21 protein-coding genes are annotated in these 20085 nt (G+C 50.9%); 8 read left to right on the forward strand and 13 right to left on the reverse strand.

The features are described from left to right. Position 1: 1 nt before the first annotated feature. From ACN5NT_RS03480 to ychF, 7 genes are read right to left on the reverse strand one after another with little or no spacing between them, the layout of a single operon-like run. Entirely contained in the window at positions 2 to 832 is an 831-nt protein-coding gene (locus ACN5NT_RS03480) for a DivIVA domain-containing protein (RefSeq protein ID WP_419174515.1), read from the reverse strand. 45 nt (positions 833 to 877) lie between these two features. Further along, positions 878 to 1177, reverse strand: coding sequence for a YggT family protein (locus ACN5NT_RS03485; RefSeq protein WP_136795205.1), 300 nt, complete (start codon positions 1175 to 1177; stop codon positions 878 to 880). A 17-nt stretch (positions 1178 to 1194) separates the two neighbouring features. Then, positions 1195 to 3147: a methionine--tRNA ligase gene (gene metG / locus ACN5NT_RS03490; RefSeq protein ID WP_419174516.1), complete on the reverse strand. Its 1953-nt coding sequence runs from the start codon at positions 3145 to 3147 to the stop codon at positions 1195 to 1197. A 60-nt stretch (positions 3148 to 3207) separates the two neighbouring features. Beyond that, positions 3208 to 4107 carry a PSP1 domain-containing protein gene (locus ACN5NT_RS03495; RefSeq protein WP_419174517.1) on the reverse strand — a complete coding sequence of 300 codons (900 nt, stop codon included), beginning with the start codon at positions 4105 to 4107 and terminating at the stop codon, positions 3208 to 3210. A gap of 13 nt (positions 4108 to 4120) precedes the next feature. Continuing rightward, positions 4121 to 5152 carry a DNA polymerase III subunit delta' gene (gene holB, locus ACN5NT_RS03500; RefSeq protein WP_419174518.1) on the reverse strand — a complete coding sequence of 344 codons (1032 nt, stop codon included), beginning with the start codon at positions 5150 to 5152 and terminating at the stop codon, positions 4121 to 4123. A 53-nt stretch (positions 5153 to 5205) separates the two neighbouring features. Continuing rightward, positions 5206 to 6237: a 3'-5' exoribonuclease YhaM family protein gene (locus ACN5NT_RS03505; RefSeq protein ID WP_419174519.1), complete on the reverse strand. Its 1032-nt coding sequence runs from the start codon at positions 6235 to 6237 to the stop codon at positions 5206 to 5208. A 17-nt stretch (positions 6238 to 6254) separates the two neighbouring features. Next, positions 6255 to 7352, reverse strand: a complete 1098-nt coding sequence (gene ychF / locus ACN5NT_RS03510) for a redox-regulated ATPase YchF (RefSeq protein ID WP_136795210.1) — start codon at positions 7350 to 7352, stop codon at positions 6255 to 6257. A 256-nt stretch (positions 7353 to 7608) separates the two neighbouring features. On the opposite strand from ychF, the gene ACN5NT_RS03515 reads away from it, so the two are divergent. Then, positions 7609 to 8901, forward strand: a complete 1293-nt coding sequence (locus tag ACN5NT_RS03515; protein WP_419174520.1) for an amidohydrolase — start codon at positions 7609 to 7611, stop codon at positions 8899 to 8901. A gap of 45 nt (positions 8902 to 8946) precedes the next feature. Here the strand turns inward: ACN5NT_RS03515 and ACN5NT_RS03520 are convergent, their stop codons facing one another. Further along, complete coding sequence (locus ACN5NT_RS03520; protein WP_419174521.1) at positions 8947 to 9162, reverse strand: hypothetical protein; 216 nt, start codon at positions 9160 to 9162, stop codon at positions 8947 to 8949. 494 nt (positions 9163 to 9656) lie between these two features. Here ACN5NT_RS03520 and ACN5NT_RS03525 point away from each other — a divergent pair, with 494 nt between their 5' ends. The 7 genes from ACN5NT_RS03525 (at position 9657) to ACN5NT_RS03555 (ending at position 15837) form a co-directional block, all read left to right on the forward strand. Then, entirely contained in the window at positions 9657 to 10358 is a 702-nt protein-coding gene (locus ACN5NT_RS03525) for an SDR family oxidoreductase (protein WP_419174522.1), read from the forward strand. 1 nt (position 10359) lies between these two features. Further along, complete coding sequence (locus tag ACN5NT_RS03530; RefSeq protein ID WP_419174523.1) at positions 10360 to 11505, forward strand: DMT family transporter; 1146 nt, start codon at positions 10360 to 10362, stop codon at positions 11503 to 11505. 124 nt (positions 11506 to 11629) lie between these two features. Further along, entirely contained in the window at positions 11630 to 13138 is a 1509-nt protein-coding gene (gene ilvA, locus ACN5NT_RS03535) for a threonine ammonia-lyase, biosynthetic (protein WP_419174524.1), read from the forward strand. A 104-nt stretch (positions 13139 to 13242) separates the two neighbouring features. After that, positions 13243 to 13752: a nitroreductase family protein gene (locus tag ACN5NT_RS03540; RefSeq protein WP_419174525.1), complete on the forward strand. Its 510-nt coding sequence runs from the start codon at positions 13243 to 13245 to the stop codon at positions 13750 to 13752. 604 nt (positions 13753 to 14356) lie between these two features. Continuing rightward, on the forward strand, positions 14357 to 14965 hold the full coding sequence (locus ACN5NT_RS03545; protein ID WP_419174526.1) for a DUF1214 domain-containing protein: 609 nt from the start codon (positions 14357 to 14359) through the stop codon (positions 14963 to 14965). Positions 14966 to 15072: 107 nt separating this feature from the next. Further along, complete coding sequence (locus ACN5NT_RS03550) at positions 15073 to 15531, forward strand: hypothetical protein (protein WP_419174527.1); 459 nt, start codon at positions 15073 to 15075, stop codon at positions 15529 to 15531. Positions 15532 to 15615: 84 nt separating this feature from the next. Continuing rightward, entirely contained in the window at positions 15616 to 15837 is a 222-nt protein-coding gene (locus ACN5NT_RS03555) for a hypothetical protein (RefSeq protein ID WP_419174528.1), read from the forward strand. Positions 15838 to 15964: 127 nt separating this feature from the next. Here ACN5NT_RS03555 and ACN5NT_RS03560 read toward each other — a convergent pair whose 3' ends face one another. The 5 genes from ACN5NT_RS03560 to ACN5NT_RS03580 all read right to left on the reverse strand — a co-directional run bounded on the left by ACN5NT_RS03560 (position 15965) and on the right by ACN5NT_RS03580 (position 20048). Beyond that, a complete protein-coding gene (locus ACN5NT_RS03560; RefSeq protein ID WP_136795218.1) occupies positions 15965 to 17281 on the reverse strand; it encodes an MFS transporter in 1317 nt (438 codons plus the stop codon). Positions 17282 to 17812: 531 nt separating this feature from the next. Beyond that, positions 17813 to 17944 carry a hypothetical protein gene (locus ACN5NT_RS03565; RefSeq protein ID WP_267313999.1) on the reverse strand — a complete coding sequence of 44 codons (132 nt, stop codon included), beginning with the start codon at positions 17942 to 17944 and terminating at the stop codon, positions 17813 to 17815. A gap of 387 nt (positions 17945 to 18331) precedes the next feature. Beyond that, entirely contained in the window at positions 18332 to 18559 is a 228-nt protein-coding gene (locus tag ACN5NT_RS03570) for a hypothetical protein (protein ID WP_419174529.1), read from the reverse strand. After that, the gene (locus tag ACN5NT_RS03575) at positions 18556 to 19725 is read right to left on the reverse strand and encodes a 4Fe-4S binding protein (protein ID WP_419174530.1); all 1170 of its coding nucleotides are present in this window, start codon (positions 19723 to 19725) and stop codon (positions 18556 to 18558) included. Before ACN5NT_RS03575 ends, ACN5NT_RS03570 begins: the two co-directional genes overlap by 4 nt. 17 nt (positions 19726 to 19742) lie before the next feature. Further along, a complete protein-coding gene (locus tag ACN5NT_RS03580) occupies positions 19743 to 20048 on the reverse strand; it encodes a hypothetical protein (RefSeq protein WP_136795222.1) in 306 nt (101 codons plus the stop codon). Positions 20049 to 20085 lie beyond the last annotated feature (37 nt).

The raw sequence follows: 20085 nt of genomic DNA on the forward strand, positions 1-20085 counted from the left end.
ATCAGACCTTCTCCATCTCATCGTCATTGAGCCTGATGGACTGGAAAAGATCGGTAAGATCTTCATCCGCATCAGAGCCCATGGCGTGAACCACATCAAGCTGCTCGAGGTAGGTGTTGAGGACTGCTCTCAGATCCTCATGCACCTGCACTTTCTTCTCTTGTAGTTTTTTAATTTCCACCGGAAGGGCTGCCAATTCAGCTTCAGCTTTCATGCGGAAATCATCTACTTCCTGATGGGCACCGGAAATTATCTGATCTGCCTCCTGCTGAGCTTTACTCTTCACATCCTGGGCAAATTGCTGCGCAGCTACCAGAGTCGACTTGAAGTCCAGCTCTTCCTTCTTCAGTTCAGCGATCTGGTTGTTCAGCATATCAACCCGGGCCCGCAGCTTCTCGGCTTCGTTACTCGTTTCTGAGTCGGTCGCACTTCGCTCTTCAAGCTCAGTGGTCAGCTTTTCTATCTCTTCACGAAGTTCTGCTTCCTGCTTCTCCCAGGACTCCTGCTGGATCAGCTTTTCCTGCTCGGAGCTGTCAATCTTGCTTTCGAGCTCTGTAATGCGCTGGTCTTTTTCCAGGAACTCTTTCTCGCTTTCCTCAGAACGTTCTTCACGTACTCTGCCTTCCTGCAGCAACGCATCCCGCTCTTGCTTCAATGCCTTGTTTTCCACGAGGAGTTCGTCATAATCCTCTTCCTGTTTTCTCAGCTGTTCATGCAGCTCGAAAAACTCCTCTGCCAAAAGTTCCAGATACGCCTTGACTTCAATAGAGTCATAGCCCCTGAACTTAACCTGAAATTCCTGATCTTTAATAGCCTGTGGAGTAATAGACATTATGTTGCCCCATTAAGGAAAATTTTACTGTCAAAACAGAGGTTCCTATCCGATCCCCATGGCGATCTGTTTCATGGTTGGCACGATAAAGCTCTGCAGAAAAATGATCACCATGATCAGAATCATCGGAGAAAAATCTATACCGCCCATATTCAGCGGTATCAGGTTGCGTATTCTACTCAAAACCGGCTCGGTCGCTTCGTAAAGGAAGCGAACGATTGGATTATATGGGTCCGCACTGACCCACGACACTATGGCACGGCCAATGATGATCCATACATAGGCGGTAAAGAGGAAGTCGACTACTCCTGCAAGAGCCATCAGAAAGTTATTCACTACAAACATCTTCTCTCCTTCTCATATCAGGCAACGGTGCTGCCGACAGCTACAGGCTTGCTGACCGTGGCCAGAACCAGTCTGGTTTCTCCGTCAACTTCAGTCTTGGCGGCCAGTACCATACCCTGGGAGGGAATTCCCATGAGTTTGGCCGGCTTCAGGTTCGCAACGATCAATACCTGCAAACCAACGACTTCCTCAGGTGCATAATGTTCAGCAATACCTGCTACAATGGTACGTTCCTCAGGTGCTTTTACGGTAAGCTTGAGCAGTCTGTCCGATTTTTTGATCTTCTCGGCCGCCACGACCTCGGCTACCCGGATCTCCACCTGCTGAAACTGCTCAAAGGTGATCAACCCTTCAGCATCTGCAGGAACGCTCTTGTTCGCTTTCTTCTTCTCTTTTTTGGATGTATCGCTCTTTTTCTCATCTTTTCCCATATGCTGTTTTACATCAACACGTGGGAAAAGCGGATCAGCTTTCTGCAGCACTGTGCCTGGGTTCAGCACGTTCCACGCACCTCCCACAGCCAGCAGATTAACAGACGCGTCATCAGCGGCAATACCCAGCCCCGCTACCATCTTATCTGCAGTCTCGGGCATAACCGGCTTGAGCACCAGGGCCAGCAGACGCAAACATTCAGCCAGGTTATACAAGACGGTCTCAAGACGCGGACGCTGCCCCTCATCCTTGGCCAAGGCCCAGGGTTCGTTGGTCACGATATACTTGTTGGCATAGCTCACCAGCTCCCAGACAGCCTTCAATCCCCGATGGAACTGGAATGTCTCCATATTTTTGGTGTAAGCGGCCAGCATCTTTTCGGCAATTTCAGCGAGTTGCTTGTCATTTCCACCTTCCTGTTGCGGTGCAGGAACAACGCCATTGCAATACTTCTGCAGCATGGCCAGCGATCGGCTATAAAGATTTCCCAGGTCATTGGCCAGATCGGAATTCTTCCTGGAGACAATGGCCTCACTGGAAAAAGATGCATCAAGGCCAAACGACATCTCACGCAGGGTGAAATATCTGAGTGTGTCGATACCATACGCCTCCACCAGCTCTTTGGGGCGAACCACATTCCCGATGGATTTGCTCATTTTGGTGTTGTCTACGTTCCAGTAACCATGAACATGCAGTTTTTTGTAGAGCGGCACCTCCATGGAAAGCAGCATGGTCGGCCAGTAAATGGCATGCGGCTTCAGGATATCCTTGGCGATGACATGTTCAGCAACAGGCCAGAACTTATCGTATTTTTCGCCATCGGGATACCCGAGCCCGGTCAGGTAGTTAATGAGCGCATCAAACCAGACATAGGTCACAAAATTTTCATCAAACGGCAGTTCAATCCCCCAGGTAAGACGAGTCTTCGGCCGGGAAATGCAGAGATCCTCCAGTGGTTCACTCAGAAAAGAGAGCACCTCGTTCCGGTAACGCTCGGGGGTGATAAATTCCGGATTAGCCTTGATATGATTGATCAGCTGCTGCTGATATTTCGACATTCTGAAAAAGTAGTTCTGCTCGGCAATCTCCTGCGGCGGCTGCTGATGATCCGGGCAGTTGCCGTCAACCAGTTCCTTTTCCGTGAGGAATCGTTCACAGCCACGGCAATACAGACCTGAGTATTCGTCAAAATAGATATCGCCCTTGTCATAGACATTCTGCAGAATTTCCTGAACAACGGCTATATGATCAGCATCGGTGGTGCGGATAAAATTATCCGGCTCTACCTGGAGAATCGGCCAGGTGTCACGAAACATGCCACTGATACGATCCGCATACTCTTTTGGAGCGACATCTTCCTTATCGGCTGCTTCCGCAATCTTGTCGCCGTGTTCATCGGTTCCGGTCTGAAAGCGAACATCTTCTCCGGAGATTCTGCGGAAGCGGCTATAGGTATCCGCAACAATAGTGGTATATGCGTGTCCCAGGTGAGGCTGGGCGTTTACGTAGTAAATCGGGGTTGTGATATAAGTCGTCATTATCTATTTCGCCTTAGGCGGTCGACCGCCGCTTCTGCTGTTTCAGGGAAGAAGTAACCCTTACTCCCTGTTCTTTTTCTCTTTTTTTGGACCTTTGTCAACTCGGATAATCTCGTAATTTTGCCATTCTGCAGCTTGCAGAACTGTTTCGTCACCCGAATCGGTCTGAACTAATATAGATTGCTGTAACGGATTCTGGCGACGCACCTTGTAAGTTCTGCCATCAATTCTAATCCGTTTACCCGGCTTCGGCATACCTTTACGTTGTTGCCGATAGGTATCGTACTCGTAGGTGAGGCAACAGAGCAGCCTGTTACAAAGGCCTGATATCTTAGAAGGATTTAACGGAAGATCCTGTTCCTTCGCCATCTTGATGGAGACGGAATCGAATTTTTTTATAAACGAAGAGCAACAGAGTTCCCGCCCGCATGTTCCCATGCCACCGATCATCTTGGTCTCATGGCGAACACCCACCTGACGCATCTCGACCCTGGTACGGAACTCCTGAACCAGGTCCTTGACCAGTTCACGAAAATCGACTCGATTGTCAGCGGTGAAGTAGAAAATCATTTTGCTGCCGTTGAAAAACCGTTCGACACGAACCAGGCTCATTTCCAGCTTGTGGCGAACAATCAACCTCTGGCAAATATCAAAAGCTCTGTTTTCCTGATCGGGTAACTGTGTGTAGCGCTCAAGCTCATCATCCCCGGCCCTTCGCAATATCTCGTAGTTCACCTTGGCTTTCGCCTTGCAGCCGCAGATGGGGGCAGGACCGGATACCGCCGCCGGTTCCAGACCATGATCTGTCTTCACCATCACAATATCGCCCCGGACCGGCTTCTCCAGCTGTGAAGATGCGGTGAACATCTGTCCGTCTTCGCGAAAGCGTACCCGGTAATATTCAAGCTGTTTATCGGGTGATGTACCCTCAACTTCCTTTTCAGCTTCTTTATCCGACATGTAGATGTATCCTTTACGATGTGCCGCCATGCAGATGAAAAATCAGCACTTCGCACACAAGAGTTCGATTACAATTTCTTTTCAACTGTTTTTCAGCTGTATCAACCGCCTGCAGTTTAGCAAAAAGGTCTTCCGAACTCCAGCTTTTCAGTTGATGTGCAGTATCCGGATTAACGGCCACCAACGGTTTTTGCCAATTATTATAAGCGTCACCACCACCTTCAGGAATAAGCAATAAATCTCGCAGCCAAAGCCGCAACAAGCCGAGGAGTGGCGGAATGTGCTCTTTCAATTCGGAAAGTTCCTGGGCAACCTTGAGCAGCACACCAACATCACGGTTGGAATCAACCCCTGCGTCGCTGACCGTTGCAATTATTTTTCCGGCGATAGAGAGCAGTTCTGTTTCATGCAGTAATAACGCCTTACCCGGACTCCCTTCGGCGAGCCTGGCCAGGAGCATGGCCTGCTCTTTATCCATGACTGGCACCAGTTGCCGCAGAAGCTCTGCACACTGTTCCGCCGGCAAACCGAAAAACGGAATCACCTGACAACGGGAGGAAATGGTGGTCAGTACCTCCTGGGATGCCTCTGCGGTCAATATGAGCAGATTACCAGCCGGAGGTTCCTCGAGGGTTTTCAAGAGGCTGTTGGCTGCCTCCTGGCGCATGGTGTGAACATCCTCCAGCAGCACCACTCTCAGATCAGATTCATATGGCGCATAACCGAGGGTGCGACACATCTCCCGGATCTGATCAATTTTAATGGTGCCTTTTTCGGGTCGTATCACCATATAATCAGGATGATTATCCGAAAGGAACTTTTTACAGGAACTGCAGACGCCACAGGCTGACCCGGGAGTTTCACCACGACAGTTCAAGGTCGCCGCCAAACCACGGGCGAAGAGCTTTTTGCCAACGCCATCCGGCCCTTTAAAGACGTAGGCGTGAGGCATTCTGCCGGAGCGCATGGTTCTCTCCACCAGAGACTTTGCCTTATCCTGGCCGATGAGCTCCATATGGCTGAGTATGGTAGTAGGCTGATCCATGGCTTCGTAGCGTTACAGGGCGAAGTCGGTCTGCTCTGTCAGAAAGTATATTGTTAGAAAAGAGACTGCTGTTTCTGGCGGGCTATCAGCTGGGCTGGCTGCTCTACCGCCAACGCTTCCTCTTTTTGCAGGGCGTTGAGGTACAGATACCGTTCCAGAGAGCGCTGATAATCACTCCAGCTGAGCTCCGTACTGTTCAATTTTCGTCGTAACTGCTCCACCACGTTCATCTTCGAGTCCATCTCATCGATGTGATTGAGCAACATCGCCTCGACGGTCATCGGTACCACCGGGGAGCCAAACTCCTGCTTGCCGTGATGACTCAGGATCAGGTGCTGCAACTGTTCCAGCAGGTCTTCGGGAAAATCACGGATACCGGCAGCGACATTGCTGACCATCTCACTGCCCATGACCAGATGCCCTTTGAGCCGCCCACTATCAGTGTAATCAATGATACCGTTTTCCATGCGCAACTCATTCACCTTACCCAGATCATGCAACAGGGCACCGGCGATCAGCAGCGACCTGTTCACTCCCGGATAATGGGAAGAAAGCATGTCAGCGAGCTTGGCCATAGAGAGGGCGTGCTCCAGCAACCCGCCCACATATGCGTGGTGGATTCCTTTGGCAGCCGGCGCCTCTTGAAACATGGTCCAGGTCACTTGATCTTTCTTAAAAAAATGGCTGAGCAGCTTCTTGATAAACGGGTCATTGACGCTGCGGACCAGAGCTTGCAGCTCAGCGGCCATTTCTATGCGATCATGGGGCGTCGAGGGTAAGAAATCGGAGAGATCAACCTCACTGACAGGTACCGGCTGGATCTCATCCACCTTCAGCTGCAACTTGTCCCGGTAGGACTGCACCTGACCACGGACCCGGACACAATTTCCCGGCTTGCAGATATCGTGCAGCTGCTCGGCGTTATCCCAGACAGGCCCGCCAAGCTCACCGCTCTTATCCATCACTGTCAGTATCAGGTAGGGTTTGCCTGCCCGCGTTTCCGAAAGCCTGGCGGACTTGACCAGAAAGCGGTCATCTACTCTGGCTCCCTCCTGCAACTCCTCTATAAACATTCGTTTCGACATAGAGCTGGCCGTAATTATCAGACATTAAATCGAAAGTGCATGCAGTCGCCATCGGCCACTACATATTCCTTCCCTTCAACCCTCATAAGTCCTTTTCCCTTGGCTCCGTTTTCACCATTGCAGGTGACATAATCATCGTAGGCAATCACCTCTGCTCGAATGAAGCCATGCTCAAAATCCGTATGGATTTTTCCAGCAGCCTGGGGAGCCTTGGAACCGACCGGGATCGTCCAGGCGCGAGTCTCTTTTTCACCTACGGTGAAAAAGGTCTGCAGACCAAGCAGCTGATAACCGGCGGTGATCAACCTGTTCAGACCAGGCTCTTCCATACCGAGGTCATTCAGGAACTCCTGCTGTTCGTCTACTTCAAGCTGACTCAGTTCCTGCTCGATGGAACCGGCAATCATTACCAGGAGAGCACCCTCATCTTCAGCAGTAGCCCTGAGCTGGTCAACGTACTGGTTGCCGTCTATCACTTCTTCTTCAGTGACATTAGCAACGTAGAGTACAGGCTTGGCTGTAAGCAATGAAAGCTCTTTCACCACGCCCTCTTCCAGTTCACTCTGAATGTCGATCTTACGAGCCGGCTGACCGGAGTCGAGCAGATTCTGCAATCTCTCTAAAAAGACAGCCTGGGCCTTGTAGGTCTTATCACCGGATTTGGCCATGGACTGCGCCTTTTGCAGTCTCTTCTCAACGCTGTCCAGATCTGCCATGATCAACTCCATGGTGATCACTTCCCGATCACGATTCGGATCGATGGAGCCCTCAACATGGACGATATTGTCATCTTCGAAACAGCGGATTACATGAACAATTGCTTCAACTTGGCGAATATGGCCAAGAAACTGGTTGCCCAGCCCCTCACCTTTGCTTGCACCTTTTACCAGACCAGCGATATCAACAAACTCCATCTGGGTGTTGATTTTTTTTCTGGTTTTGGCAATATCCGCCAGTACGTCAAGACGCGCATCAGGCACCGGCACTACACCGACGTTTGGCTCAATTGTACAAAACGGGTAATTTTCAGCATCTATCCCAGCGGCAGTCAAAGCATTAAAAATAGTGGACTTGCCAACATTCGGCAAACCAACGATACCACAACGAAAACCCATTACAACGACTCCTTTCCTTCAATCACAGCAAGCTACAACACGCCTGTGTGCGCTCTTTCACGATATATGCATTACAGCAGAATACAGCTGACGACATTACTTTACTCTATGCCATGTCAGCCATTATAAGATGGCATCCTTTTTTACGCAGATGCAATCTGCAAAACAGAGTATCATACACGGAATTCGAGGAAAATACCCTCTTTTTCACTTTGAGGTTTCCAAAACCGACTGAATCCCATTCACCACAACGACCATGCAAACACTTTTCACCAATTGCACACTCTACACCGGGCCCGGCGCAACACTTGAGCCTGATTCGTATCTGCTTACTGATACCAGCTACATAGCCGATATCGGGCCAATGACCAAGGTAACCATCCCTCCCAGAGCCAGGGTGATCAACTGCAAAGGCCGCATGGTAATGCCCGGCCTGATAAATAGCCATAACCATGCTGCCATGACCCTTTTTCGTGGTCTCGCCGATGACCTGGAACTTTCCGAGTGGCTGCATAAACATATTTTCCCGGCTGAAAAGGCCCACGTGAACCGGGAAATGGTCTACTGGTGTTCACGCCTCGCCATCGCAGAAATGATACTTTCAGGAACCACCTGTGTTGCCGACGCCTACTTTTTTTCCGGTGACTCCGCCCGTGCCCTGCGCGACTGCGGCATGCGCGCCGTGGTCGGGCACGGCATTGTCGATTTTCCAGCACCCAGTGTGCCGGACCCGAAAAAGAATATAGACACTGTTGCCGACTTTATCGAAGAGTGGCTTGATAAGGACGAGTTGATAACCCCTGCCGTATTCGCCCACGCCCCCTACACCTGCTCCCCCAGGACGCTGGTAAAGGCCAAGGCACTTGCAGAAGATCGAGGCGTTCGCTTTTTCACCCATATCGCCGAAAGCCCAAAAGAGATGGAGATGATTATCGAACCCCAGGCGGACACCCCGCTAAGCCATCTTGCCGCACTCGATATCCTGGACCCCGATTCGACACTTATTCACGCCATCTGGCTCTCAGACAGTGACATTGCAATACTTGCTTCAACGGAAACGAAGATTGTCTGTTGCCCGCAATCCAACCTGAAACTTGCCTCAGGTATAGCCCGGGTCCCGGAAATGCTTGCAGCAGGTATACCCGTCGGCCTTGGCACTGACGGTTGCGCCTCAAACAATGGACTTGATATGTTTCGCGAGATGGATATTTTCGCCAAGCTCTACAAGGCCAGATACCTGGATGCCACAGTTATCCCGGCAGCCACCGCTCTTGCCAGTGCCACTTCCATCAACGCCGAGACCCTCGGCCTGCCCAAAATCGGCAGACTGGCTAAAGGTAATTACGCCGATCTCATAGTGATCGACACCAACTCACCTCACCTCACCCCAATGTACAACGCAGACCTGCTCGTCTACAGTGCGAGGGGTAGCGATGTGCACTCGACCATGATCCACGGCCGCATGGTTATGGAAAACAGGGAGATTCTCTCGTTTGACCTTACCGAAACAATGGCAAGGGTTCGGGAACTGGCTGGTACTATTTCATAAGGTGCATGGCTCCAGGCTATAGCCTCGCCCCGGAGCCTTGTTGTATCAGCTTACTGTCACCCGCCTGCTCACACTCTCCATGAGACTGTTGATACTCTCAAAATGTACGTTATGGTGTTCGAAATTGATAAAGACCCGCCGCACCGGTATACTGGTCGGCAACCTATGCCCCGCCTCATTGATAACTTCAAGCTGACCAATCAACTCATCGCCCACCAGGCTTTTGTGTACAATCTCAATTGTCCAGCTTTCGCAAGACACTCACTGCCATCGTCGATTGCATCGCTCAAATCTAGAATGTCAATCCCATCCTCTTCTGCAATTGACCGGATCACGCTCACTTGTCAGCCACAACCGAGTTGCTCTTTTTACGCCGTGATACTTATCTATGTGACAGCTGGGGTAAGGCTTGCCGCCAGCCTCATAGACAAATGCACTCGCCAGCCACTTTTTGGTGGGGAGTCTGCTCAGGAAAACGGCCTTCAGGATTTCGAGGATGGAAAAAACTACCACTTTTGATTATTTTCTTAAGAATCCACCAGCCCAAAAGGAATCGTTGAACTCATTCAGATTACCAGCTTGCCGGTGCCGATCGTTCCTGTTAACATCTTTTGGAAGTTGCTGAGTCGTAGGATAAAAAGTTACACCTGCTTTCAGCAACCACCTGTTTCCAACAGAAACACCAGCTAGAAACAGAGATCGCACATCACAAACCCATACGCCTTCCCATAGACATATTTCATAAAGGAAACATAATGACCAGACACGTTGCTCTGATAACAGCCGCCGGCAGTGGCATGGGGGCAGAAATAGCCCGTAATCTCTCGCAAAACGGCTATATAGTTGGCATCCTCTCATCCTCTGGTAGAGGCGAAAAACTCGCGGAGGAACTCGGTGGCTTTGGTGTTACCGGTTCCAACCTCAACCAGGATGATCTGAAAAAACTCGTCGATCTGGCCATGGAGAGGCACGGCAGAATAGATGCACTCGTAAACAGTGCCGGTCACGGCCCTAAAGGTGATATCCTTGAGTTAAGCGATGACGACTGGCACCGCGGCATGGATGTCTATTTTCTCAACGTCGTTCGAATGTGCAGGCTCATTACCCCTATCTTCGAAAAGCAGGGACAGGGAGCTATTGTCAACATCTCCACATTTGCAACCTTTGAACCGGAATCAGCCTTCCCCACCTCGGGGGCATTTCGGGCCAGCCTTGCCGCATTTACCAAACTTTATGCTGACAAATACGCTGCCGCAAACATCAGGATAAACAACATACTGCCAGGATTTATCAACAGCCTGCCAGAAAAAGAACACTTCAAATCCCGTATCCCCATGGGACGTTACGGGACTGTGGAAGAAATCGCTGCTACAGCAGCTTTTCTACTTTCCGACGGGGCAAATTACATCACCGGACAAAACCTGAGAGTGGACGGAGGCATTACCCGTTCTGTGTAAAATGAAAAGACAGCAAAAAAGGCCAGCCAAAAGCAGGCCATCCAGGCTAAAACAAAAAACGCATTTTCCCTTTGTCCCCCTTAGTCTTGGCCTGGCTTCTGCCCTGCTGTTTGGCCTTGCCACCCCTGCCAGCAAAATTCTTCTGGGTGAATTAAACATTTTCCTGTTGGCGGGGCTGCTCTACCTTGGAGCAGCCCTGGGAGTTATCCCCATATTTATCTTCGAATCACGCCGCCCCGGCACACTCGGGAAAAACAGACACTCGGCTTTTCCACCTAAAGCTCTCTCAGCCCCCCAGACCAGATACATTTCCGCAGCAATCGTTTGTGGCGGTTTTCTCGGTCCGCTGCTGATATTACAGGGCTTGAAAGCCGCCCAGGCCTCGTCCGTTGCCATCTGGCTGAACCTTGAACTGGTTGCCACCGCAATCCTCGGGGTACTGTTCTTCAGGGACCACCTCGGACGCAACGGTTGGACGGGTGTGCTCCTTGCCACAGCAGCCGGAGTGATCATAACGTTTTCAGAGGGTACTTCCGGCCTCACTGCCGCACTGCTTGTTACACTTGCCTGCATCTGCTGGGGATTCGACAATCACTGTACTGCTCTCATCGACAGTTTTTCCGCAGCAGGCATTACTCTCCTCAAGGGCATATTCGCAGGCAGTTTCAGTACCTTGATCGGCATTATCAACTCTCCTGTTCTGCCCGACCCTCTCCTGGTATTGAAAGCGTTGCTGCTGGGTGTAATCTGTTACGGCTTGAGCATTGTTTTATATGTAAGCTGCGCTCAACAAAGCGGTGCCACACGGGCGCAAATCCTCTTTTCCAGCAGCCCTTTTTTTGGTGTTGCCCTGGCTGTACTCCTTCTTGGTGAAGAGTTTTCGCCCGCCCACCTGGCCGCCCTTTGCTGCCTTGCCGGAGCCATCTACTTTTCACAAAAAACGAAGCATTATCATTTGCACAGCCACGAACCGCTCAGCCACACCCACCTGCACCGCCACAACGACGACCACCACAACCACGACCACAACGGCAGCAACCAGCCTAAAGAAGACGGATTTCACTCACACCACCACGACCATCGGCCAATCTGCCACAGCCATCCGCACTATCCAGACCTGCACCACCGCCACCAACATGATAATTGATTTTCCACGGAAACGAACTTGACCTGATATGCACATTAGCAGTACGTTCAACAGTCCACCTGTAAAAAGATCCGTTTAACAGCCACAAACGCTACAATAACTACCTACCTAAACCAGAAACACCATGCGCAAGATCATCCGCCAGATACTCACATCCCGGGTCTATGAGGCCGCGGTCGAAACCTCACTTGACCCCGCACCAGCCCTTTCTGCAAAATACAACAACACCATACTGTTGAAACGTGAAGACCAGCAGCCGGTATTTTCCTTTAAGCTTCGAGGGGCGTACAACAAAATTGCCAATTTGAGCGAGAATGAACTCTCCCGGGGAGTAATCGCCGCTTCAGCCGGCAACCATGCCCAGGGTGTTGCTTTCTCTGCCAGAAAGCTCGGCATCAAAGCGATGATCGTTATGCCGGTAACAACACCTGAGATCAAGATCGAAGCCGTTAAACGATTTGGCGCCGAGGTGGTACTCCATGGCAATAGTTATTCCGAAGCAGCAGAACGGGCCACCCAGCTTATTGAAGAGACCGGCATGACCTTTGTTCACCCATTCGACGACGAGCTGGTAATCGCCGGCCAGGGAACAGTGGCAGATGAGATCTTAAGACAAAATCCCGGCAGGCTGGATGCTGTCTTTGTGCCAGTCGGAGGTGGCGGCCTCATTGCCGGCATAGCGGCCTATATTAAAATGCTGCGGCCTGAGGTAAAAGTTATCGGAGTGGAGCCGGAAGACAGCGACGGTATGGCCTGCTCCCTTGAAGCAGGTAAATTAGTCAGCCTCCCCTCTGTTGGGATCTTTGCCGACGGCGTCGCCGTGAAACAGGTTGGCCGTAAAACCTATAACCTGTGTAAAGAGTTTGTCGATGACATCGTCCGGGTCAACACAGACGAGATTTGCGGGGGAATCAAGGCAATTTACCAATCCACCAGATCCATTGTCGAACCGGCCGGTGCCTTGGGCATAACCGGACTTCTGAAGTATATTCGTAACAGCGGCTGCCAGGGGGAAACCCTGGTCGCCATCAATTCAGGCGCAAACATGAATTTCGAGCGGCTGCGATACGTGGCCGAGCGCACCCTGGTTGGTGATAGCCAGGAGGCACTCTTCGCTGTGACCATTCCCGAAGAACCCGGCAGCCTGAAGAAGTTCTGTCATGATCTGGTCGGCGAAAGGAACATCACCGAATTCAACTACAGGCTATCAGACCGCTCCAAGGCTCATATCTTCGTCGGAATTTCCATTACCGACAGTGACGAAAGAGAACAATTCAGCAATGAACTGACTGCGGCAGGCTATATCAACATCGATCTGACCGACAACGAACTTGCCAAGACCCACATACGCTACATGGTTGGCGGTAGATCCGAAGAGGTGAAAGATGAACGACTGTTCCGCTTCTGGTTCCCTGAAACCCCGGGAGCACTGGTTCGATTCCTCGATGCCACCAAGGGCAGACGCAACATCTCGCTTTTTCATTATCGCATGCAGGGAGGGGATTTCGGCAGGGTTCTGATCGGCCTGGAATCAGCAAACGGAGATGACAGAGACCTGATAAGACGGCTTGATGAACTGGGCTACACCTACTTCGAAGAGACGGACAACCCGGCATACTCACTCTTTTTGTAGAGTATGCCTTACTTGACCCACAAATAGAAAGGAATTACCCGTAATGATTAGCTGTTTATCAATTCACTGACAATATTTTCCTTCTATATATTCAGGACTTAACCATGGACGTATTCGACGCGATCAACACCAGACGAAGTATTCGCAGTTATACAGACCAACCTGTTTCAGATGAAATGGTACAGGATATTATCAAAGCAGGCATGCTCGCACCTTCCGCCGGTAATCAACGCCCCTGGCATTTCATTGTTATCCGGGACCAGGAGTTACTTGCCAATGTCCCGGATTTTCACCCCTATGCCAAAATGGTAACCAAGGCGCCGGTCTCCATTCTGGTCTGCGGTGATCCTGAAGGAAAAAAATGGCCCGACTTCTGGCCGCAGGACTGCAGCGCAGCTCTCCAGAACATGCTGCTTGCCGCCCGCGGGCTTGGCCTGGGTACGGTCTGGGCAGGAATTTATCCTCTGGAAGAGCGTATCGTCGCCACCCGGAATCTGTTCGGCATTCCCGAAAACGTCATCCCTTTCGCCATAATGCCGATCGGTTGGCCCAAAGATGAGTTCACCGCCAAAGACAGATTCGAGCCGGAACTGATCCATCACGATCGCTGGTAAGCGGCCCTTATTTCCTGCAGCCGAAAAGCAACCAGACGATAGAACCTGAAACTGCGACGGGCTTAACGCATCTGAAGCAGCAGCCCGCAACAGTATCCGGATGCTGCTTCAGGCCAATCACATCCTGCCCATCCGTTCAGCGCATCACCTTCGTCCCCTCACATCCAGTGTGATTATCTTGATATCCCCAGGACCATCCGGTATTACCTTGAACCTCTTCACGGCATAGTTACAATTGAAATACCATAGTCCTACCGGGGCCCCGGGGCATTTCTACCCAGGGGACAGTGCCGTTACTATCAAGTACCCCCCGCCCTGATTCTGGCATACCCCTAAAGCTGTCACGATTATTTACCTGCTTCACACCCCGCTATTCACCGATCTTTGTCGGATTTTTTTTTTGCTTTTGCTTTTGCTTTAACCCGGCCAGGGCCGAAGCTGCTTTAAAATACGCTGCTCAGCGAGGAGGATGTATGAAAAGACCGACACAATTGGCGGCTTGCAAGCGGTTACTGTATGCGATGTGCCTGACCTTCTTTTTCACCTACCCTCTCTCAAAATGCATGGCCCATCGGCGAGATGTTCAATCATGCTGGCAAGCTTGATGACAACAAATCCGCCCGCCCCGGAGGATAACGATATAGTGGATGGAATGGCCAGGATCGGCCAGATTGAAATGGCACTGTTTCTGAAAAAGCAGAAAACCACCAACGGCTGGCTCTGCTTCACCAAAAGGGTCGGCAACTTCGACACCGATTACCTGCTGCGTGCCATGGCCAATCTGCTCGGTCCCGGCTGGAACAGGCCGGCTGATGCCGTCTATCCGCTGTCTCAAAAAGATGGTGATGCCAACAAGTATGACGGCTCCAGATACAACTATGTCATCCACTTTGAAAAGGGTCAGCTTCCCCCTGTTGATGGTTTCTGGACGCTCACAATGTATGACAAGGATCTCTTCCTGGCCCCCAACCAGATAGACAGGTACTACCTCAGCCAAAGCGATGATTTTATCTATAACCAGGACGAATCTGTGGATTTTGACCTCCAGGCCGAATCGCCGGGAAAGGATAAAAAGGCTAATTGGCTGCCTGCTCCCAGGGACACGTTCAGCCTGTGTCTGCGGGGATATTGGCCCTCCGACACCTCACCGTCAATCCTCGATGGCAGCTGGCAACCGCCACCGGTACTAAAGGTGTCAAAGGGCAAAGAGTAAAACATGTTTTCATCGCCCCTTATTCAATAACCGGCAAGCAAGGCAGATAAGCGCAGCACTACTGCGCGAACCCAATTTTTTAAATTTCAAAAAATGGAGACATGACAATGCATGCAGATACAAAAAAAACAATCGGATTTCTGACTATGGCTTGCTTTATGGTCGCTCTGCTCTGCGGTTTTGCAGATGTTCCCAAAGATGACGAGGATATTAAACTGCTACGATTCGACGGCATAAACGGCAACCGCTATTCCGAAATTTTTCTAATCAGCGGCAGCCCTGAGACCAAGGAACTCAAGGGTGGGGTATACCAGACCATCGGCCTCAATGACCCGAATAACGTCGGGGATACCGCCCCGGCTGCCATCCTGGACAAGATTGACATGAAAGCTTTAGCAGAAGAGTACGGCATTGTAAAAGCATACAAAAATGGCCCACGACTGTGGACCTTGGACTGGCCTGAAGTCAATGTTGGAACACAGAGAAATTTCCAGGGGTTGAACGGTGGCTGGATGTGCCGGAACATCTGGGGGGCAGTCAGGATAAAGTTGCCTATCGGCCGATGACAGGAAAGCGGGATACGCAATTTGGGATTAACAAGGGAACACGAGTCTATCTCCTCGATAGCCCCCGAGGGGATAACCTATTGCATGAAGTCAGCCAGCCAAATCCTCTTTCCTGACCAGACCTATGACAGCCTCAAGGATCTCGGCAATACGCCGACGCTCCCGGAAGGATGGAAATTCAGGACTGTTGTCCTGGATAAAGACCTCGTTTTGACACCAAACGACGGTAAATGCGAGATCTGCCAGGACAGTTTTGGCAACACCTACGATCGAACCGGTGGCCCTTACAGTAACTACAAACCATGATAGCTGACCGTGCAAAAGACAACCCCGGGCACACGGAGCCGGGATTATCTATCTGAATAACGATTGCCTCCCCTGCACACAAAATTGCAACAAGAAAGGCCAAGGCCGCAGTGCAGGCAGCATAAAATTACTGGGACGCGGTATCGGACTGTTCCATTTCTTCAACAAGCTCTTCAAAACTCTCTTTAATTTGTTCACCATCCTCAGCCATGGCTGCCTCGAGCTCATCGAGTTCAACTTCAGGGTTGAGGGAGGCAGAAAGTGGTGTTGGCGCAATGACTACGAACTTGCCGCGTTCGTCTTTGACCTCACCTCTCCGTTGTGATCGGTACGCGGCAAAAATACTTATAAACAACATCATCACTGCCAGGCTGGCATAAAAGGCTGAAGGGCCATAGAAATCCATAGCAAAAGCGGTGAGCGGTGAGCCGATCGTTGCCCCGGTCGCACTGAGCAGAACCAGGGTGCCGCTGGCGGCGACCATTTGGGTGGGAGTCAGGTAATCGTTGGTATGCACACCACAGAGCGCATAAAGCGGCATGGTGAGCCCGCCGATTACAGCTATCAGGAAGTATTGGAGCAAACCGGATTCCGGCAGGAAGATGGCGTACAATGAGGCACAGCCCCCTGCCAGTGAGGCAAAGATGATGACCTTGCTTCTGCCAACAGAATCGGACACCCAGCCCAGCGGATACTGGAGGACGAAACCTCCGACAACCAGTGCCCCCATGAAGAGAGATACCTGCTGCGCAGTCATACCGACTTCAGTGCCGTATACTGCGCCCATGCCGAAAATCGCTCCATAGCACATGCCGTTCATCAACATACCGACCACACCCAGCGGCGTAACCCGGTAAAGCTGGATGATAGAAATGTTCTCCATCAGCTCAAACTGCGGTGCCCGTGCTGTGGAGAGCAGGATGGGAATAACCGCGATGCTTATCAGCAGGGAGGAGAGCACGAAAAGCTCATAACTGTCGGGAGAGGAGATGTTCAACAATAACTGGCCGCCCGCCAGACCGGCCAGTGAGACCACCATGTAAATGGAGAGCAGCTTACCGCGGCTACCGTTGTCGGCAGCTTCATTGAGCCAGCTTTCCGCCACGATATAAAGACCTGCATAGGAAAAACCGGTGACCAGCCTCATGCACCACCAGACGGGAGGATTGACGAAAACGGCCTGTACCAGAATCGAGGTGGAAGCGAGGGAGGCGAGCGCACCGAAGGTCCGGATGTGGCCGACATTCAGCACCATCTTCGGAACCCGTCTGCAGCCGAGGATCAGGCCCAGGAAGTAACCCGACATGACGATACCGGTCAGGGTAGTGCCGAAATCCTCCATGGAGGCACGCACGCCGAGCAACGTACCCTGCAATCCGTTACCGAGCATAATGAGCCCCATACCAAGAAACAGTGCCCAGCAATTGGAAATAATCGGTAACATGTTGCTATGTCGGCTCCACGATGATTAGTACGTTGTCGGATTTATCCTGACAGCAACACCACTTTTTATAAACGTGGCTGCTCATCTGGACAGAGTGTTTTCATCCTTTAACTAATCTTACCGCCCGTTTCAATCTGAAACAGATGAATCTATAGAGAAATCGTCGAATCGTTCTTCTCGTAACGAGCGGTCAGTTTCCCCGCTACCTCAACGTTTCGCTCTTATCGATTATCCGGCATGGCGGCAAAACCGACTTCTACCAAGCAGGCCCGCATATCAGCAGGGAAGACCCTGAAGCACGGCCAGGCGAAGCCTCCGAACGGCGTTACCGGTATCGGTCAGGTACTGGATAAAGAAGTTAGAGAAGATAAGCGTAGACTTCCTGTGCGCGGTAGTCAGTGCCAGCTAACCTGGCCTGAAGGTGCGTTAAAGCCTGCACCTCCGGGAGATCATTTATCAAGTTACGCTTTTAAAACTTTTCAGGCGACACTATTGTATAAAAAATCACAAAAACACCCGACTCGTCCCACATCAATCATAACTCCACTTCCTGCGAAGTGACCAGATTCCACGCTGGCCCCCGCTCGGCTCAGGCTGGGTGACGATGATCTGATTGCCCTCACCCCACCAGGCAACTACATAATAATATTTTGTGTAGAGCATACCGATCCGCTCACAGTTTTTACCTGTTATCTCGATCTCGAAGTTGATTCCAACCTGAGCGTAAACGGCACCCGGATCTCAGGATCTGCTGGACGGGCTCATAGGAATTCGTGGTTATCTCAATTTTCAAGACAAATGGTTTCTGCCATACTACGCAGATGTCGGTACCGGTGATTCCGAAGTAAGCTACAACCTTTTTGCCGGCGTCGGATACCGGTTCAGCTGGGGAGATGTCAGGCTCGGCTACCGATATCTCGACTTTGATATGGATGATGAGAAGTACATGGAGGATCTATCAATGAGCGGCCCCGTACTCGGACTGGGGTTTCGATTCTAACCTGGATATTTCATGAAACATCCAGGTTAGAATCGTCAAACAGGGCTGCCTCAGGCACCATCGGTATTTATACCCTTTGTCAGTTCCTTATAGTCGATCTCCTGAACCTCTTTAGTGCTGAGCTTCGTCTGTTCCTTCGTATGGTTCTTTTTTGTCGAGGCAACGAAAAGGGGCACGGCATTCTCCTGTGTTGCCGTTTCATAAAATTTTGGAACGACTTCCCAGCCGCAAAGAACCATAAAGCCTATAAAAAGAAGAATTGAAGCCATCTTTTTCATTTCACTATCTCCCTGACTGGCTGTGCCTTTGCAGAGGCTGGCTGTGGTGCGAACGCCCTCCTTGCAAATCGCAAGTAGGAAATGATGGCACTGGTCGGGCAAAAGAGATGGCACCAGGGTCGCTTGAACATCAATGATGCAAGTACCACCAGGATTGTAATACTGTAAATTATCCCTGAACCAATGAAATTGAACACCTTCCCAAAAGGCTCATACATCGCGTATGAAGGCGATTTGTAGTAAAGGGCCGCCATCAGCACCATCAATACCCAGCTCCGGCCTGCCCATACCATCCATTTTTGTTGAACAGGTGCTGAACAACCGGTGATCTTGCCAAGCCCCTCCTGGATTGCTCCAAAAGGACAGATATAGGTACAGAAAAGATTCTTTCTGGTAACAAGGAAAGCGAGGATGGCTAACACAAGGCAGAGAAGTGCGGCATAGCTGGACATCCCTTTCACCCAGGAACCGTTAAGCAGTGAAACGACGGTGGCCAGCGAATATTGGGCACCAAGCCAAAAGCCGAGCACCACTACAGATGTGCTGAGAAGTACGGCCCGGGCTCGATTTTTCTTTTTGATTTTTCCAGTCGTTATGATAAACGCCGCGACAAAAAACAGGCAGATAACCGCAAGCTTGAGTGTTTCAGGAGTTGCAGGCTCCGCCTGTTTTTTTACCTGCCGTATTCCGAACTCTGTGGAACCTATCTGCTGGGCAGCGCGCTCGATCCCCCTGATGACAGCAGCCGAGGAAAGAGTCGCGCCACTCACCGCATCAACTTGCGGTGAGTGATCGATTCTTTTATCAATAAATCCTTGCAACACTCCGAGGCCTGTGATCTTTTCGAGATACGAACGAGTATCGGAACTGGAAAGTATTGCCGTATGGCGGATCTGCTTATCATTGTCGATAACCGCGGCAACCTCCATCAGGCCGCCGTAACTCGGTTCGCAGGCAGTGGCAACATAGAAGATTGTATCCTGATTGGTGCGGCTTTTGGCCTTGTAGAGGTTATCGCCTATCGGGCGTACCTCAATTATGTCATCAGCAATATTGGACAGCTGTTCTAATACAACTCCAGTAGCTCGATATTGCCCTCCCGCCCAGGCAAGAATCAGGGCGAGAGGAACCAGCAAAGAAGCGATTAGCCGGGAAAATCTAGACACAGGATCGTCCTCACAATTTACGCTTTTGCCTTTTTGAAGACGAAGAGTTTGACCAGTATAGCCATGATAATAACATGGGGGACCCCAAGGTATCCAATGAAGTAGTAGCCACCATGTGACTCGTATTCACCCATCAGGGTCGTGCCGCCAGCCACAACGAGGCAGAATGAGAGAAAGCAGCCGTACATCGCCGCCATCTGCCACCAGGCAACCTTCTTCTTGTAGTATTTCAGCCATTCGTAAGCGCCTGCAATGACCAACACCTGCAGAACTCCCATCCCCATCCAAAAGAGATAATCAAGTATCGTTGTTCCGGGAAACATCCTGTTCTCCTTATATGTTTTCTGATGTTCGATTGTA

It is taken from the genome of Desulfosediminicola sp., from assembly GCF_048381775.1.
Taxonomy (GTDB): domain Bacteria; phylum Desulfobacterota; class Desulfobulbia; order Desulfobulbales; family Desulfocapsaceae; genus Desulfopila; species Desulfopila ganghwensis.